The organism is Pseudarthrobacter xylosi (assembly GCF_055412765.1).
Genome location: NZ_JBVAYT010000001.1, coordinates 837016 through 853489 on the forward strand (window position 1 = coordinate 837016; position 16474 = coordinate 853489).

16 protein-coding genes are annotated in these 16474 nt (G+C 65.3%); 2 read left to right on the forward strand and 14 right to left on the reverse strand.

All coding sequences use genetic code 11. The features are described 5' to 3' along the window. Nucleotides 1-170 precede the first annotated feature (170 nt). The 6 genes from ACZY1F_RS03940 to ACZY1F_RS03965 all read right to left on the reverse strand — a co-directional run bounded on the left by ACZY1F_RS03940 (nucleotide 171) and on the right by ACZY1F_RS03965 (nucleotide 4978). Entirely contained in the window at nucleotides 171-1616 is a 1446-nt protein-coding gene (locus ACZY1F_RS03940; protein ID WP_463940350.1) for a dihydrolipoyl dehydrogenase family protein, read from the reverse strand. Further along, nucleotides 1613-2290 (reverse strand): VOC family protein, encoded by a 678-nt coding sequence (locus ACZY1F_RS03945; protein ID WP_463940351.1) that lies wholly within the window; start codon nucleotides 2288-2290, stop codon nucleotides 1613-1615. Before ACZY1F_RS03945 ends, ACZY1F_RS03940 begins: the two co-directional genes overlap by 4 nt. 47 nt (nucleotides 2291-2337) lie before the next feature. Continuing rightward, the gene (locus ACZY1F_RS03950) at nucleotides 2338-3066 is read right to left on the reverse strand and encodes a hypothetical protein (RefSeq protein ID WP_463940352.1); all 729 of its coding nucleotides are present in this window, start codon (nucleotides 3064-3066) and stop codon (nucleotides 2338-2340) included. A gap of 74 nt (nucleotides 3067-3140) precedes the next feature. After that, nucleotides 3141-3446 carry an EthD domain-containing protein gene (locus ACZY1F_RS03955; protein ID WP_463940353.1) on the reverse strand — a complete coding sequence of 102 codons (306 nt, stop codon included), beginning with the start codon at nucleotides 3444-3446 and terminating at the stop codon, nucleotides 3141-3143. Between the two features lie 41 nt (nucleotides 3447-3487). Then, nucleotides 3488-4330: an alpha/beta fold hydrolase gene (locus tag ACZY1F_RS03960; protein WP_463940354.1), complete on the reverse strand. Its 843-nt coding sequence runs from the start codon at nucleotides 4328-4330 to the stop codon at nucleotides 3488-3490. A gap of 78 nt (nucleotides 4331-4408) precedes the next feature. Further along, a complete protein-coding gene (locus ACZY1F_RS03965; protein ID WP_463940355.1) occupies nucleotides 4409-4978 on the reverse strand; it encodes a TetR/AcrR family transcriptional regulator in 570 nt (189 codons plus the stop codon). An 871-nt stretch (nucleotides 4979-5849) separates the two neighbouring features. On the opposite strand from ACZY1F_RS03965, the gene ACZY1F_RS03970 reads away from it, so the two are divergent. Then, complete coding sequence (locus ACZY1F_RS03970) at nucleotides 5850-6128, forward strand: hypothetical protein (RefSeq protein ID WP_463940356.1); 279 nt, start codon at nucleotides 5850-5852, stop codon at nucleotides 6126-6128. A gap of 423 nt (nucleotides 6129-6551) precedes the next feature. Here ACZY1F_RS03970 and ACZY1F_RS03975 read toward each other — a convergent pair whose 3' ends face one another. Genes ACZY1F_RS03975 through ACZY1F_RS04010 form a run of 8 tightly spaced genes read right to left on the reverse strand, consistent with a single transcriptional unit; the run spans nucleotide 6552 to nucleotide 14182 of the window. Next, nucleotides 6552-6728, reverse strand: coding sequence for a hypothetical protein (locus ACZY1F_RS03975; RefSeq protein WP_463940357.1), 177 nt, complete (start codon nucleotides 6726-6728; stop codon nucleotides 6552-6554). Continuing rightward, nucleotides 6725-8098 (reverse strand): NtaA/DmoA family FMN-dependent monooxygenase, encoded by a 1374-nt coding sequence (locus ACZY1F_RS03980; RefSeq protein ID WP_463940358.1) that lies wholly within the window; start codon nucleotides 8096-8098, stop codon nucleotides 6725-6727. The genes ACZY1F_RS03975 and ACZY1F_RS03980 overlap by 4 nt, the downstream gene beginning before the upstream one ends. A 10-nt stretch (nucleotides 8099-8108) precedes the next feature. Further along, nucleotides 8109-9209 (reverse strand): LLM class flavin-dependent oxidoreductase, encoded by a 1101-nt coding sequence (locus ACZY1F_RS03985; RefSeq protein ID WP_463940359.1) that lies wholly within the window; start codon nucleotides 9207-9209, stop codon nucleotides 8109-8111. Continuing rightward, nucleotides 9206-10039 carry a DUF1684 domain-containing protein gene (locus tag ACZY1F_RS03990; RefSeq protein ID WP_463940360.1) on the reverse strand — a complete coding sequence of 278 codons (834 nt, stop codon included), beginning with the start codon at nucleotides 10037-10039 and terminating at the stop codon, nucleotides 9206-9208. The genes ACZY1F_RS03985 and ACZY1F_RS03990 overlap by 4 nt, the downstream gene beginning before the upstream one ends. Next, entirely contained in the window at nucleotides 10023-11162 is a 1140-nt protein-coding gene (locus ACZY1F_RS03995; RefSeq protein ID WP_463940361.1) for an LLM class flavin-dependent oxidoreductase, read from the reverse strand. Before ACZY1F_RS03995 ends, ACZY1F_RS03990 begins: the two co-directional genes overlap by 17 nt. Then, the gene (locus tag ACZY1F_RS04000) at nucleotides 11159-12220 is read right to left on the reverse strand and encodes a transporter substrate-binding domain-containing protein (RefSeq protein WP_463940362.1); all 1062 of its coding nucleotides are present in this window, start codon (nucleotides 12218-12220) and stop codon (nucleotides 11159-11161) included. Before ACZY1F_RS04000 ends, ACZY1F_RS03995 begins: the two co-directional genes overlap by 4 nt. Nucleotides 12221-12230: 10 nt before the next feature. Beyond that, nucleotides 12231-13085 (reverse strand): amino acid ABC transporter ATP-binding protein, encoded by an 855-nt coding sequence (locus tag ACZY1F_RS04005; RefSeq protein ID WP_463940363.1) that lies wholly within the window; start codon nucleotides 13083-13085, stop codon nucleotides 12231-12233. Next, nucleotides 13082-14182 carry an amino acid ABC transporter permease gene (locus ACZY1F_RS04010; protein ID WP_463940364.1) on the reverse strand — a complete coding sequence of 367 codons (1101 nt, stop codon included), beginning with the start codon at nucleotides 14180-14182 and terminating at the stop codon, nucleotides 13082-13084. Before ACZY1F_RS04010 ends, ACZY1F_RS04005 begins: the two co-directional genes overlap by 4 nt. Before the next feature lie 316 nt (nucleotides 14183-14498). Between ACZY1F_RS04010 and ACZY1F_RS04015 the strand changes: the two genes are divergently transcribed. Then, nucleotides 14499-16472 (forward strand): FAD/NAD(P)-binding protein, encoded by a 1974-nt coding sequence (locus ACZY1F_RS04015; protein ID WP_463940365.1) that lies wholly within the window; start codon nucleotides 14499-14501, stop codon nucleotides 16470-16472. Nucleotides 16473-16474: the final 2 nt, after the last annotated feature.

Sequence of the window (16474 nt, forward strand, 5' to 3'; positions counted from 1 at the left end):
GGGGGCTTCTCTCGTGTTCTCTCGTGTTCTTTGGTGGAGTGTGCAGCCAAATCGGGATGACCGGTGTAGCAGGGGTTGTCCCCCGGCCCGGGCCGGTCGAAGCTGGATCGTCTCGCTGATGGACTGTGAAAAACGACCTGGCTTCGACCGGCCTGCGGGGGTTGCTGGGTTTAGAGTGACCGCTGTTGAGGTGGCCGGCCGTAGGTCTCCAGGAGGCGGAGCCATATCTCGCTCACCGTGGGGTAGGCGGGGACAGCGTGCCAGAGCCGGTCCAGGGGGACTTCGGAAACGACGGCGATGGTTGCCGCCTGGAGCAGATCGCTGACGTCGGGACCCACGAAGGTCACGCCCAGGATGACCTTCCGTGCCTCGTCGACGACCATCCGGGCAGTGCCCTTGTAGCCATTGGCCCGCAAGCCGGCGCCGGCCACGTGCCCGATCTCGTAGTCGACCACCCGGATGTCGTAACCGGCCCTTTCCGCGGCGACCGCGGTAAGACCCACGGAGGCGATCTCAGGGTCGGTGAACGTGACCTGTGGTACCGCTGCATGGTCCGCTGTTGCCACATGGCGTCCCCACGGGGCATCCATCACTTCCGCGCCTGTTGCCCTTGCGGCGATGACGTCTCCCGCCGCCCGTGCCTGGTACTTGCCTTGGTGGGTTAGCAGCGCACGGTTTGTTACATCTCCGGCGGCGTACAGCCAGTCAAAGCCGGGGACCCGCAAGGTGTCATCGGTTTCTATCCAGTCACCCGGAATGAGACCAACAGTGTCGAGCCCAACGTCCCAGGTATTCGGGGTCCGGCCCGTTGCGATGAGCACTTCCTGGGCCGTGACGGTCTGGCCGTCGCCGGTTTCGATGGTGACGCCGGTATCGCTGCGGTGAACACTGGTGGTCTTGGTGTCAAGCAGCAGGGTCACGCCCTGTTCACGGAGGGCCTCGGCAACGAGCTCTCCGGCAAACGGTTCCATCCCGGAGAGGAGGCCGCCGCGGGCGATCACGGTCACTGTGGTCCCGAAGCCGGCGAAAGCTGTTGCCATTTCCGTCGCCACTACGCCGCCGCCGATGATGGCGAGGCTCGTCGGGACCGTCTTGATGCTGGTGGCTTCCCGGCTGGTCCAGGCCCGGGCATCTGCCAGCCCTTCAATGTCGGGCAGGAGCGAGCCTGAACCGGTGGCGACGGCGACCGCATGCCGGGCGGTGAGTTCAGTGCTTGAACCGTCGGCCGCGGTGACGGTGACTCTCTTGGTGCCGTTTATCCGGCCGTGCCCCCGGACCAGCCCGATCCCGGCACTGTTGAGCCATTGGACCTGTCCGGCGTCGGACCAGTTGCTGGTGTAGTAATCCCGGCGCGCCAGCACAGCTTCGACGTTGAGTTGCCCTGTAACAGCCTCGGCTGCGCCTGGAAGCTGCCGGGCTGCGCGTAGTGCCTGTGCGGAACGGAGCAGGACTTTGGAGGGCATGCATGCCCAGTAGGAGCACTCGCCGCCGACGAGTTCGCTCTCAACGATGACGGCGGTGAGGCCGCCCTGGACGGCGCGGTCGGCGATGTTCTCACCGACTGCGCCGCCGCCGAGGATGATCAGGTCATACTCTGCGGAACTGGCCCCGCTCATCGTCCGGGCGCCCTGGTGAGGACTTCCTGAAGGAACCAGCCGTTGCCGTCCGGGTCGCTGAAGGACGCGAAGGACCCGTAGTCAGCCCTGTCGGGGGAGGGTCCGGACACCCGGTTTCGTCCGCCCGGCCGGTGGAAGAGTCCGTCTGCGTCGTGCCAGACGTCGCTGATGTCGATCCCACGGTTGTGCAGGTCTGCCTGCGCGGCAATGATGTCCTTCACGATCAGGTGAAGGTTCTGGACGGACCCGGGCGTTGATTCGGTGACTCCCGTGCCGAAGATGATCGACATTTCGGAGCCTGGAGGGGTGAGCTGGATTATGCGGAGCTCTTCGCTGATGTTGAAGTCGGCGTCGAGGCGGAAACCGGCCTTCTCGTAGAAATCCTTTGCCCGGTCAACGTCTGAGACGGGGAGGACGAGGACTTCGAGCTTCAACTCCACTGCGGTGCTTGCCTGAGCTGCTTCTGGTGCAGCTGCAGGTTGGTTGCGGTCGGTTCCGGCGGGCTCGTTGAGGCTGTAGCCGGCGTCGGCCAGGCTTCTGCTCATGTGGTCCGCGTACCAAGTGGGCCATTCGGCATCATGTACACCGCCGAGGGTTTCGGCTTCATAGATGCCATGGTCGGTTGCGGCCCGGTCCAGGGCGTTCTTCAGAATTTCAGTGGTGGGAATAGACATTTTGGTGCTCCTTGCTGGGTCGTTGTTGTCTTGCCGGTTGGTGATTGTTAGTTGTTCGGTCGGAGGTCTTGGAGGTCCAGGAGGATGGCGGCGAAGCTGTGGATGGCGTTGTTCTCCTTGTCGCGGAGCAGGACGCGGCGGCGGGTGGGCGCGGTGAGTCCTTGGAAGTCTTTGTGCTCGGAGGTGTAATGGGCCACTTCGGCCCAACCGTTGACTTCGACGTCGTAGTCCATGCGCCGCTGCAGCCCGGTCTCGGAGTCAAAGTAGTAGGTCTGGACTTTGCTGTGGCTGTGGATGGAGTCCGGGAAGGTCACTTCGAGCCGTCGCCACGTCTCGCCGTCTTCGTCCCAGGGATCGAGTTCACGGGTCTGGACTCCGGGGAGCGTGAAGAGCAGCGGTTCGGCGAGATAGGTCCAGGTGGCGTAGGAGATGAAGTAGCCCATCTGGGTCGGTGACCACGGGGTGTCACCCTGGTAGCCGGCCATGCTGTGGCGGGGCGCGGAAAGGCTGTCCACTACTGTGCCCGCACCATCGGTGATGGTGACCAGATCCTTGGCGGCGTCAAAGTGCAGGGTCCGTCCTGGTCCGAAGGGTGTGATGCTGATCCGCTGTTCGGCGAGGTCGGCTGTCACTGTTACGTCGCCGAGCAGGTCCGGCTGGCCTTTGTAGGGCCAGAAGACGCCGTGGACGCGGAGCTTTGCCGTCACACTGCGGGCTCCTTGCCAGGACTGTGCGGTGCCATGCTTGGCGAGGACAAATTCAACGAGGTTGCTCATGATCTTCTTCTTTCGGGGTTTTTGTGTGGAGCAGTGCTCAATGGGGAGGCGGGCGCCAGGGGAGGGTTTTGGTCTTACTGGTTGTCGAGTTCAGAAAACAAACCGGTGAATGCTCCGCCGGCGCTCGATAGTTTCTCGAAGAATGCTCCGGCTTGTGGTGTGGCGACGGCCCGTGAGGCTGATTCGTAGTCGGGGAAGTAGAAGTCCAAGGTCCGGTGGGCAGGTGTTGGCGTGCCGTCCTCCTTGGGCCAGACTTTGGCCGACTCGACCCGGACCAGTTCCGGCAGGTCCTTGGCCAGGTCCAGGAGTGCGGGCACGTGTTGCTCGAAAGTTTCGGGCACCTGCGGGTTCTCGATGATGATGGTGATTTTTGTCGGCATTGTTTTGTCCTTGGGGGTTGGGGGTTGGAAAAGAGCGGACGTTAGTCTTTTGCGAGGAATGCCAGGACTTCAGCGGCGAATTCGTGCGGGTACTGGAAGAGAAATCCGTGGTTGGCATTCGGGTAGATGATGAGTTCGGCTTTGGGGATGTGGCCGGCCAACAGGTAGGAGTTGGGCGTGGGCACCATGATGTCGTTGTCGCCGTTGGCCACCAGAGTGGGCGCCTTGATCGAGGCCAGGCGGACCAGTTTGGCCGGATCAGGAATGCCCCATTCGATGACGGCGGCGGCTTGTGTGTCCCGGGCGGCCAGGGAAACGTTGGCGTCCCGGTCGTCCGTGCGGGTGAAGATACGGCTGACGAATTCATCGGCCTTGGCTGTGCTCTCCGCCGAGGAGTTGAAGAACAGGTAGTGGATGTCCCCGGCGTCCTGCACATCCTTCATGGCGTGCGCCCGTGGCTCATCCGTCCAGCCATGCATCTCCCGTCCACCTTCAGGCCCGGTGCCGGCGAGGATGATGCGGCGTACCAGGTGCGGGCGCTGCAGGGCGACCTCCTGTGCGACGAACCCGCCGATGGAGAAGCCGAACAGGTCGACCTCGTCCAAGCCGAGGGCGTCGATGAAGGCCAGCGCATCGCGGCCGAACTCCTTGAACGTCGTCGGCACCTTCCCGGTGGACAGTGCTACGCCGCTGGCATCGAACAGGATGACTTCCCGCTCGGCGGCGATGCTGTCAACAAGGGCAGGATCCCAGCTGTCCAGGTTGCCGCGGAAATGCTGGAAGAAGACGATGGGTGTGGTTCCTGCTTTGCCGAACCGGCGGTAGGCGTACGTCGTGGCGTTGCTTCCCTTGATGGTGAGATTCGGGGCGGTGTATTGGGACATGGCGGAGCCTTTCAGATGGAGTAGACCGGTCGTCTAGTGATTGAGAAAAGAAAAACCTGGCGTCGTGGGGATCGGCGCTTAGGCCAGGACGTCGGAGTAGACGGTTTCCAGGAACCCCTCCAGCGGCGCCCGCGAACGGGTCAGCTTGGAGCGTGCGACGGCGCCTTCGAAGCTGGCGATGATGAAGCCGGCGAGCCGCCGCGGATCACTGTGGTTGGAGATCTCCCCGTCATTTTGGGCGCCCTCGATGGCCACCGCAAGCTTCCCTGTCCACAGTTCGAGGGACTGTTCGACCACAGACGTGACGGCTGCGCTCTGAGACGGCATTTCGTTGGAAAAATTGCCCAGCAGGCATCCGCGCTGGAAGTTCTCAGCCTCTGCCATCTTTGTAATGAAGGAAAGGTGTGCCCGGATTCTTCCCAAGGGGGAAGCTTCCCCGCTGTCCAGCAGTTCATATTGGATGGTTGCCTCATAGAGCTTCACTGTTTCAACGGCGAGGGCTTCCTTGCTTTCGAAAAAGTGGTAAAAGGAACCTTTGGGAACTCCGGCAGCCCTGGTGATGTCCAGTACGCCGGTTGCCGAATAGCCGTTCGCGTGGAACAGGTCCAGTGCGGTGCTGGCGATTCGTTCCTTGGTGCCGGTGCTCATCTTTAGTCCTTCGTTCGGGGTGATAATTAAAGATTAGACCGGTCGTCTAGTTAACGCAATACCCTGCTGAAAAGTTTGCAAACTGGCAGCACGGCTGCATCCCTTCAAGGTCCAGGAGTACTTCGCGCAACCGATAGATGCCGCCTTGACCCTTAAAAGGATTGCTCGATAGGGAAGGCTCAGAATCAGCTCCAACATAGGTCACCGGCTTGCCAGACGTCGCGACTATCAGCCTCCTGCAGAAACCTACTCTCCAGAATCGACCCTGGCCAACGAACAATTGCAGCGCGCCCTGAACAGCGGATGACGCGCGGGGCTCCCTAGCCGTACGGTCCTTTCCAACCCGCGACTCTTCCCCTACGCTGTGATTGTTGCCCCGGACCCTGGCAGCGCCCCTTATTTTCGGCGCAGTTGTCCAGGGAGGAACTCCTCACATCGAAGGCACCCGAACACTCAATACCGCAGTAGAAGTGGCCGCCTCAATAGATGCGCCCTTGGGTTTTGAACATGAACATGCCGGCCCTGAGTTACAGGCCGCCGTGGCGTGGGCCGTTACGCACGGCATGCCCATTAAGGACGTGGCCACCGCAGCCCGCATGACGGCATTGGAGGTTCTCGACGCTGCCGAGTCCCTAAACTACCGGACAGTCAATTCATCGCCACCAGCAAGCGGCCAAGGCAGAGACCCGATGACTAAGTGATGTATACCCAACACTGGAGCGGACAATCTGGCGGCACTTTCGCCATGCAGCCAGATGCGGAGACTCCCGGCTCCGAACCGCTATGGACCCGTGCCGGATGCACCAGGCTTGGACCTCGCGTACGTCGAGATCGCCATCCCCCACATGCCCCGCGGGGCGGAAGGCTGACCGTGACGGCTTCAACCTATTCACTTTTCCTTGCCGACTCCATCGCCCCTGCCGAACCAAACCACGGTCTAACCGACGACGAACTGTACGGGGTGTACACCAGCTGGTGCCTGCTCCGCCGGGAATGCCCCGCATCCTCGCCGGCCTTCTGGGCCGCCATGCGCGAAAGGGGAATCCCCGATCGGCGCAAGATCGCCAAAGGAGTCATCCGCCCAGGACTGCGCATGACAGGGCCAGCCGCAGCGGACTATATCCTCGCCAGCCAACCCAGCCTGCTCTGACGCCCGCACACCGTTTACCGTCGAGAAGGGACCGCGGTAAGGTAAACGACCACGGCAGAGCTGCTGTCTGATTCGTATGATGCGCAAAACTTAGCAAGACGTAAGGGTCCTTATCGGCACTTTGGAATCATCGCTCCAAGCCAAGGTTTCCATCCTCCCGGCATTCTCCCTCCTGCGCTACGAAACGGGAGTTGCGTCTCCATCGCAGCCCTCGCGTGACGGCGTCCTTCAGACTCCCGTCAGACTGAACTACACCCCAACCTGACGTCAGGCTTGGGTCGAAAAGATGTCAGGATAGGGTCCCTTCCGCGTGTTTGAACACGCCGTTGTGCCAGCCCGAGATTTCAAACTGACACATTTTGGCGGCTCTGACCCCGGCACAGGCGCACCAAGCGGTCCCGCTGGAGGCCACGCAATAAACTCCTACAGCCACTGCTCCCACACCGTCAGCTGCAGTCTTACCGCGCCACCGTCGGGCACGGCGCCAGCGGGGACGGAGGCACCGTCCCCGGCCCCGCCGCCGTCGAACGCCCCAAGGTAGCGGCAGCGCACCGTCCCCCACAGGCGGTGCCACAGGCCGCCGGGGCGGTCCGCGCTCATAAAGCGCGGACCGCTTCAGCCGCCTCAACCGAACGAACGGGAGTTGCCAGGCCCAGGTTTTCGCGCAGGGTGCTGCCCCGGTACTCCGTCGGGTAGACGCCGCGTTCCTGCAGTTCCGGCACCAGGTGGTTCACAATGTCATCCAGGCCGGACGGGACCAGCCACGGCGAAATGTTGAAGCCGTCCACCGCGCCTACCCGCGCATACTCCGCCAGCTGGTCCGCCACCGCGGAGTACGAGCCTGTGAAGGTGGCGTCCACGCGGGCTGTGCGGGAGGTGACGAACTGGCGGATGGAGAGGCCCTTATCCTTGGCCTCTGCCCGCCACTGGTCCGCCAGCTGCCGGGCTTTGGCGCCGTGGAAGCCGCTGCCGCGGGTCTCGGAGGTTTCCTCCACCACAGGATCAATCTCCGGAAGCGGCCCGTCCGGATCGTACTCGGAGAGCTCGCGGCCCCAGAACTGCTCCAGGTACGCCACGGCCTGCTGCGGGCCAATTTGCAGGCTGCGCACCCACTCCTTCTTCGCCGCGGCTTCCTCAACCGTGGGTGCCAGGATGAATTCGCTGGCCGGCATGATCTGTACCGCGTTTGCTCCACGCCCGGCCGCAAGCGAGCGTGCCACGAGGTCCTTGCGGAACTCCACGGCGGCATCAAACTTCGGATGGGCCGAGAAGATGACATCCGCCTGCCGGGCAGCAAAGTCGCGCCCTTCCGGAGAGTCGCCTGCCTGGAACAGCACGGGCCGGTACTGCGCACTTCGAGGCAGCCGGGGAGTTACGTCCACCGTGTAGTGCTGCCCTTCATGGAGCACACGGCGCGCGGGTCCCACCGCAGTGTCCCAGGAATCCCAGATGCGCTTGGCCGTCTCCACGAACCCTTCGGCGTGCCTGTAACGGTCTGCATGGTCCAGGTACCCGCCGCGGCGGAAGTTGGCCCCGGTCCAGGCATTGTCCGTGGTCACGATGTTCCACGCCGCGCGGCCACCGGAGATCAGGTCCAGTGACGCGAGCCTGTGTGCCAGGTCGGCGGGGTCGTTGTATGTGGTGTTCTGGGTGGCCACCAGGCCGATGTTCCTGGTCACGGAAGCCAACGCCGCGAGCATGGTCTGCGCGTCCGGACGGCCCACCACGTCCAGAGCGTGCGGCCTCCCGAGGTGTTCCCGCAGGCGGAGGCCTTCGCCCAGGAAGAACGCGGCGAACAGCCCCCGTTCGGCCGTCTGCGCTAGACGGCGGAACGATTCGAAGTCGGTCTGCGAACCGGATTCGGCTGCCTTCCAGATGGTTCCGGAGTTGACGCCCTGAAAAAAGACGCCGAACTGCAGCTTGCCCGTCGGCACAAAAACGTCGGATTTAGCACGGTTGCGCTGTGTCATGGTCTTCCCCTTAGTTTCCGGCGGCAGCGGCCGCGGATGAGTCTGCGTAGCGGCTGGCCGGGCGCTCAAGTCCCAGCAGGTCCCGGAACGTGCCGTCAAGGACCGGGGCCAGCAGTGCGCCGCGGCGCCGTAGTTCCGGCAGGACCAGCCGTGAAAGTTCGTCAAGTTCCAGGGCGAACGACGCCGGGTGGAGGCGGACGCCGTCGGCCTCCACAAGGAGGGACTCAAGGAGGTCCGCCAGGCCGGCGGCCGAACCGGTGTACCGCGCGTGGCCGCCGTCGGCAGCCGAACCGGAACCGACCAAACGCTCGGCGGCGGCCAGACCGCGGGAGTCCAGGACCACGTCGAGCTCGGCGATGACCGCCACGGACGCTCCCAGCCGGCTTCGGACATCCCTGATTTCGGCGGCGAGCAGTTCGGGCGCCGGCGCGGTGACGAGCACGGCGTCAACACCGTCCGCAGGGACCTGCCCCTCGCCCACCAGTGACGCGGCAGCCAGCACCGGAAGCTGCCCCTGCAACGGCCTGGGAATGATGGACGGGCCCTTGACCGAATAGGCATGCCCGGCAAAATCCGCCGGTGTTTCAAAGTCCGCATAGTGCAGCTTGTCCACGTCAATGTACCGGCCGGTGGCGACGTCGCGGATCACGGCGTCGTCCTCCCAGGAGTCCCACAGCCGGCGGGAAACTTCAATCGATGCGGCGGCTTCCTGTGCAAGCGCGGCGCCGGTCACGTTGCTGCGCCCGACGGCGGCTGCCGCCTCCGGTGACGCCGCTGCAGTTGCGATCCACCCGGCACGGCCGCCGGAGACGTAATCCAGGCTCGCGAGCTGGGTGGAGACGTGGAACGGTTCTGTGTGCACGGTGTCCACTTCTGGAACCAGGGCGATGGTCCGGGTTACCGGCCCGGCGTAGGCCGCGCGCTGCAGGGCGTTGGTCCGGCCCGGAACGGGCACGTCGGTGAAGGTGGCAGCGTGGAAACCCGCGGATTCGGCGGCGAGGACGGCTTCGGCGAGGCTGGCGAAGTCCCCGCCGTCCCACCCGGCCCCGTCAAGCTCGATGGCCAGGAATCCGGCGCGTCCCGCTTCGGTGGTGTGCTCTGATGTGCTCACTGCTGGTCCTGACGTTCGTAGGGGATCTTCTCGCCGGCCTCGATGGCCACGGGCAGCCGGTTTTCTGCCGGCGGCAGCGGGCAGGTGGCGAGGTCGGTGTAGGCGCAGGGCAGGTTCACGGCGCGGTTGAAGTCCAGCTCCACGGACCCGTCCGCAGCAGGGACCACCGACAGCGAGCGGTTGGCCGCATAGGTGGTTGTGCCGGAGGTCGCGTCGGTAAAGAGCACGGACAGCGTGCCGGGGGCGTGGCCGTTGAACGCGGTCAGCGCCAGCTCCTGGCCGGCCAGCTTGAAGCGGATCTCGCCCGGTGCCTCGTAGACATGCTGGATACCTTCGACGGCGGCGCCCACCGTGGTGGGCCGCGGCACCTCGAACGGCACATAGGTTCCGCGGACGGCGTACGCGGCATTCGGTGAGTAGGCGGGCGTGCCCTGGTACTCGCGCAGGAGTCCGTTCTCCGGGTTCCGTGGCCGGACGATGTACTCGCCGCCGCGTTTGGCCAGCTCGATGACGGTGTCTCCGGAGGAGAGGTTGATGCCGCCGCGCTCCTCGATGGGCCCGAACTCCAGTGTGGTCCCGGACCCGCCGTTCAGTTCCTTGCCGTCCCGCTGCAGGCTTTCGCCCGGCTCCAGGACAACGCGGACGACGTCGGCATCCGCACTCCAGGTGCCCGGGGCGCGTTCCAGCCGGGTGGCTTCGTTGCCCAGCCAGTGCAGGTGGGTCACCGCCAGGAAGCCATGCGGATGGGCGCGGTGGCGCTCATGGGCAGCGTGCCAGTCCTGCCAGTCAGCTTCAAAGGATTCGAGGGCGGTGTCAGTGTGCGTAGGCATAGGTGCTCCTGCTCGTGTTGTGGGTGGCGCCGGTGCGGGGAAAGGCAAATTCGGGTCGGCTGCCGTAGGGGTCTTCGGCCTCCCACAGGGTGGTGGCGGCGGCGGCCCGGACGGCGGGGATGACTTCCAGCGCGAACCGTTCCATGATGTCGAGCTGCTGTTCGAACGGCAGCGTGGTGGGCAGGGAGATGGACTGCAGGTCGTGGCCGTAGAGCGAGTGGTAGCTGAGGATCTTGTCGATCACCTGTTCGGGGCTGCCTACCAGTGCCGGGCCATCGGCGACGGCGTGCTGGATATCGCGGAAGGGCGAGTTGTTGCCGGGGACGTTGCGGTTGGCCGTCAGCGCCTCATAGACGGGGCCGAACTGGCGGATGGCTTCCTGGGTGGTGTCGGCGATGAAGAGGCCGCCGGCGCCGCTGCCCGAACCGACGTACTGCTGCTTCGGGTCGTGGCCGTGACGCTCGTACTCTGCACGGTAGTGGTCGATCAGCACCTGGTAGTTTTCCCGGGGCTGGATGGCGTTGGCGGTAAACAGCGGGTCGCCCCATTTCGCGGCCAGTGCGGCCGACGTCAGTGTTGTAGCAGACCCGTGCCAAATCCGGGGCGGCCCATCAAAAGGCCGCGGCGTGGTGGTGGTCGGGTCTGTCAGCGGAGCACGGAACCGGCCGGACCATGTGACGCCTTCCTCGCGCCAGAGCCTCCGCAGCAGCCCGTACTTCTCGGCGAGCAGCTCCCACTGGTCCGCGAGATCCAGGCCAAAAAGCGGGTACTGCAGGACTTCGTTGCCCTTGCCGATCACCAGTTCCAGCCGGCCGCGGCTCAGCTGGTCGATCGTGGCGTAGTCCTCGGCAACGCGGACGGGATCCAGTACGGCCAGCACTGTGACGCCGCTCTGCAGCCGGATCCGGTCCGTAACAGCGGCGATGGCCGCCAGGACCGTGGTGGGCGAAGAGGAAATGAACTCACCGGCGTGCCGCTCCCCCACCGAGCAGCTGTCGAAGCCGAGCTCCTCCGCCCGCCGCGCCGTTTCCACCACCTGGTTGAGCCGGTCCGCCGTGGAGACAATCTCACCGGTCACGGGATTCTCGAGGTGCGGGATGATGTCCAGGACCTGGAACTTCACTGCGTTTTTCCAGTCTGTGCAGCTCCGCTTGCGGTTGCTCCGGCCTGGGCAGTCCCGAAGTTGCCCTCATTGACGGTCTTGGATTCCGGCAGGGCCTCCTCGGAGAGCCCCCAGCGTTCCAGGACTTCGGCGTAGGAACCGTCCTTGATGGCGGAGTTCAACGCCTCCGAGAGCACGGGCGCGAGGCCGTTGCCCTTGAGCGTGGTTGCCGCCACCAGCGTTTCGGAGGGCCAGCCGGCGTTGACCTTGCCCACGATCTTCAGGTCATCGCGCGTGTTTTCGCGGTACACCGTGGACGGGTACGGGGCGATGTTCAGGTCCGTCCGGCCGGAGGAGAGCGCCAGGATGGTGTCCGCGTCCGAGGAGTAGTACTGCAGGACCGCCGGCGCCTTGCCTTTTCCTTCCAGCTCGGCATTCCACGCCAGCAGGATCTTTTCCTGGTTGGTGCCCGAGCCCACGGAGATCTTCAGGCCGGAGATGTCATCCGCGCCCTTGATGTCGTAGGTGGCGGACTTCTTGGCCTCGAAGCCCATGAACGCCGCCCGGTACGTGGCGAAGTCGAACAGCTTCACGCGGTCCTTGTTGACGCCAACATTGGAGAACACCGCTTCGAAGTCGCCGGACTGGGTCTTCAGCGGCCAGTTCTCCCAGGACGTCACCTGGACGTCGAGTTCCAGCCCCAGCTTGTCGGCCACCAGTTGGGCGAGGTCCAACTCCACACCGATCGGTGTTTTGTCATCCGTGGCGTGGAAGGACAGCGGGATGGACCCCGCCGTAGTGGCCACCGTCAGCTTGCCGTCCTTGCCGATCAGCTCAGGGACCTTGGCCGCGAGCGCCGCGTCCTTCACTGCCCGGACCCGCTGCTGGTCCGGGGAGGTGTTGTACACAACACCGTTGCGGGCCGCCGTCGTCGACGCATCAGTAGACACGCCGGAAGCGGAGGCGCCGGGATCTGAGCAGGCGGACAGTGCTGCGGTGCCAAGAAGTACGACGGCGGGCAGCGCCGCCAGGGAGCGCACCCGGCCACCGCGGCGGCTAAGGTCTGTGAAAAAAGCCATGGGAAGTTCCTTAGATGTTGAAAGCCGGCTCGAGCACTTTGGAGAAAAAGCTCCGGGTGCGTGGTTCCTGCGGGTTGGTGAAAATCTGTTCCGGACTGCCCTGTTCCACGATCTGGCCCTCGTCCATAAACACCACGGTGTCCGCCACGTCGCGGGCGAACCCCATCTCGTGGGTCACGATGATCAGCGTGGTACCGGACTTCGCCAGTTCCCGGATGACATCAAGGACCTCGTTCACCAGCTCCGGATCCAGGGCGGAGGTGGGCTCGTCGAACAGCAGGATTTTCGGGTTCAGGGCCAACGCACGCGCAATGGCCACGCGCTGCTGCTGGCCGCCCGACAGCTGCCGGGGGTACGCGCCGGCACGGTCCTTGAGGCCTACGCGGTCCAGGAGTTCCAGGCCGCGGCGGCGGGCTTCCCCTTTGGACCGGCCCTGCGCGACGACGGGGGCTTCGGCCACGTTCTCCAGCGCGGTGAGGTGCGGAAAGAGGTTGAAATTCTGGAACACCATGCCGATCTCGGTGCGCTGCTTCAGGATCGTCTTCTCGCGAAGCTCGTGCAGGCGCTTGCCCCGGACCTCATAGCCCACCAGCTTTCCGTCGATGGCGATGTGGCCACCGTCCACCTTTTCGAGGTGGTTGATGGTGCGCAGCAGGGTGGACTTGCCGGAGCCGGACGGGCCCACGATCACGGCCACGCCGCCGGGCTCAACGGTCAGCGTGATGCCTTTGAGGACCTCCGTGGCGCCGAAGGATTTCCGGACCTTGGTGATTTCCACGAGGCCGCGGGTGGCAGCGTTGGGTGCAGCGTGGGTCGCAGCGTTGGGTGCAGCGGCGGAGGTCTGGTCCTCAATAGCGATGCTCATCGGGGGCTCCTTGCGCGGTTGGTTGCCTCGGCGTGGGTGGCGAAGAATTTGCGGGCCTTCTGGAGCGGCGTCAGCGGCAGGGTCCGCAGGGCGCCCTTGGAGTAGTGCCGTTCGATGTAGTACTGGAAGACGCTCAGGACGGAGGTGATCACCACGTACCAGAGGGTGGCTACCAGGAGCAGCGGCAGGACCTGCTGCGTGCGGTTGTAGATGACCTGCACGGTGTAGAACAGCTCGGAATAGGCAAGGACGTACACAATGGAGGTGCCCTTGACCAGGCCGATGATCTCGTTGAAGGCCGTTGGCAGGATGGCCCGCATAGCCTGCGGCAGGACGATCCGGGTGGACCGGCGCCAGGCGGGAATGCCCAGTGCGGCGGCTGCTTCGAGCTGCCCCTGGTCCACGGACAGGATGCCGCCGCGGATGATTTCCGCCGAGTAGGCGGCCTGGTTCAGGGTCAGCCCCAGCACTGCTGCCGCAAACTGGCTGATCAGTGTGGTGGTCTGCACCTCGAAGAAGCGGACATCCGTGAACGGGATCCCCAGGCTGATCTTCTCGTACAGATAGCCCAGGTTGTACCAGAGAAGCATCTGCACCAGCAGCGGGGTGGAGCGGAAGATCCAGGAGAACGTCCAGGAGACGGAGACCAGCAGCGGCGAGGCGGACAGCCGCATCAGGGCGAGGATGAAGCCCAAGACAAACCCCAGCAGGCCGGAAATGGCCGTCAGCTTGAGCGTCTCCAGAAGCCCGTTGACTACGGACTGGGCGGTGAACCACTGCGCCACCACACCCCACTCCCAGCGCGGATTGGTGGCCAGCGACCACGCGATGGCAACAATGCCGAGGGCTACCGCTGCCGTCCCCACCCAGCGCCACGGATGCTTCGCAGCCACCAGCGGGAACCCGGAGTAGTCGGTGGCCGGCCCACGGGATCCGGGATTGGGTCCGGACGGGCCGGAAGTTCCCGGAGCAGGCGTTCCCGGAGCAGGCGTTCCCGGGCCTGAGGTTACCGCCCCGGTGGACGCCGGTTCGGAGGCCTGCCGTGCTGCTTCATCCGACTCTGCCGGCTGGGCCACTTTGGTTACTGCTGACCTCATGCGCCACCTCGCTTCTTCACTGGATTCCTATGCATCGGGATTGCGTTGCGGCACCGTGGTGCTCCGGGCCGCAGGCTGCAAATCTAGGACGCCCGCGAAAGGGGCAGCAAGGCGGCAGGTTGCATAACTTCACCCGGCTTCGCACGGCGTCATGAGTCGGTTTCTTGCGGCTTTTGACGCGGCGTGACGCGGAGTTAACCGGCATTACCGGCCCGTCGACCGCCGCCGTCAACGCTGCCTAGCATGGGCACTCAGCCACCCGTCCAGGCGGTCCCGCCCACAGCGTCCACTCCAGCCGACCCGATCAGGAGCCACCATGCCAGCGAATGCCCCCTCGGTTGTCTTCATCGGCGGCGGTCCGCGGGCGGCAGGGGTGCTGGAGCGGCTGGCCGCCAACCGCGATGAACTATTTCCCGGCCCACTGGACCTTCACGTGGTGGAACCGTATGAGGCCGGTTCGGGGCGGATCTGGCGCTACGACCAGCACCCCGGCCTGATGCTCAACTCAACCGCCGCGGACGTCACCATGTTCACTGATTCGTCCGTGGCGTGCGAAGGCCCCGCCATCGACGGGCCAGGGCTCGCCGAATGGACCGCCGGCGTCCTGGACGGTTCCATCACGGACATACCGGACTTCCCCGTCGCCATCCGCGAGCAACTTCGTGCCCTCACGGGCGCCACCTTCCCCACCCGCCAACTCCACAGCCAGTACCTCGAGTGGTTCTTCCGCCGGGCTGTTGCGAAACTCGGCGGAACGGTCACCGTCCACCGCACCACCGCCGTGGCCATCGAGCGTGTCAGCGACTTCTCCGCCACAACCGCGGACGACGCCGGCACGCACCTCGTGCGGCTGGCCAACGGCGGGACGTTGCGGGCCGACGTCGTGGTCACCGCACTTGGCCACACGGACTCCCAGCCGGACGCCGCGTCCGCCGGCTGGTCCGGCTTCGCCGCCCGGCACGGCGCCTTCCATGCGGCACCCAGCTACACCACCGACGTCGACTATTCAGCCCTTGCCCCCGGCCAGGACGTCATTGTTGCCGGGATGGGCCTGGCGTTTGTGGACCTGATGGTGCTGCTGATGGAAGGGCGCGGCGGCAGGTTCGAGGAAACACCCGACGGCGGCCTGCGGTACCGGGCGTCCGGCAGGGAACCGCGGCTGTGGGCCGGGTCCCGGCGCGGGGTGCCCTACCACTCCAAGATTTCCGCGGCCCTGCGCGGCGAGGTTCCCGGCGGCCTGACCTTCTTCACGGCCGGCGCCGTGGACGCACTGCTGGCGCGTCATGCCGAGCTCGATTTCCAGGCCCACCTGTGGCCGCTCATTGCCAAGGAAGCAGGCTACGGGTACTACCGGGAGCTGTTCACCGGCAGCCCGGACCGTGTGAGCACCGGCTGGCCGGAGTTTTCGGGCCGCTTCGCCGAGCTGGACTGGTACAGCACGGGACGGGAGGAGCTGGTGGCAGCATCGGTCCCGGATCCCGCCCTGCGCCTCGACCTCGATGCCCTGGACCGGCCCTTCACCGGGGAGTCGTTTGGCGGACCCGCGGCCATCCAGGAGGCGGTGGCGGACTACATCGACAAGGATCTCGCGCTCCGCGACAGCCCGGACCATCCGGAAACGCTGGCCCTCTTTGTGGCGCTGCTGAAGGTGTACATGGACCTGGGCCGGCTGGTTCCCGCCGAGCGACTCAACGCCAGGTCCCAGCAGACCATCCACGGCTGGTGGCACGGATTCTTCAGCTTTGTGGACTCCGGGCCGCCGCCGCGCAGGCTCCGGGAGATGCTGGCCCTGCACCGGGCCGGGCTACTGCGGTTCCTGGGACCGGGCCTAGGCGTCGCGGCGGACGAGTCCACCGGCGAGTTCGTGGCAACGTCTCCGCAGACCGGTTTCGCCGTCCGGACCACAGCGTTCATCGAAGCCCGGCTGCCGGCAACCTCCGTGGCCCAGTCGCTCAACCCGATATTGGCGTCCCTGCACTCGTCCGGACTGGGCAGCGAACAGCAGCTGCTCACGGCGGACGGCATCCACTCCACCGGAAAGCTGCTCGTCTCGGACCGGCACGAGCTACATGACAGGCATGGCAAGGCAGCCGGGCGGCTCTTCGGCGTGGGCCCGGGAACGTCCGGCTGGGGCGCCGGCGCCTTTGCCAGGCCCGGCACCAACGCCGCCCCGTTCCGCGAGAACGATGCCCTGGCCAGGACTGTCCTGGGCGTCGCGGCGGAACTGGTTTCGTCCCGCACAACCGGCCGGGCAACGCCTGCCGAACCCGCCGCCGTCGGAAGGACCTGAAG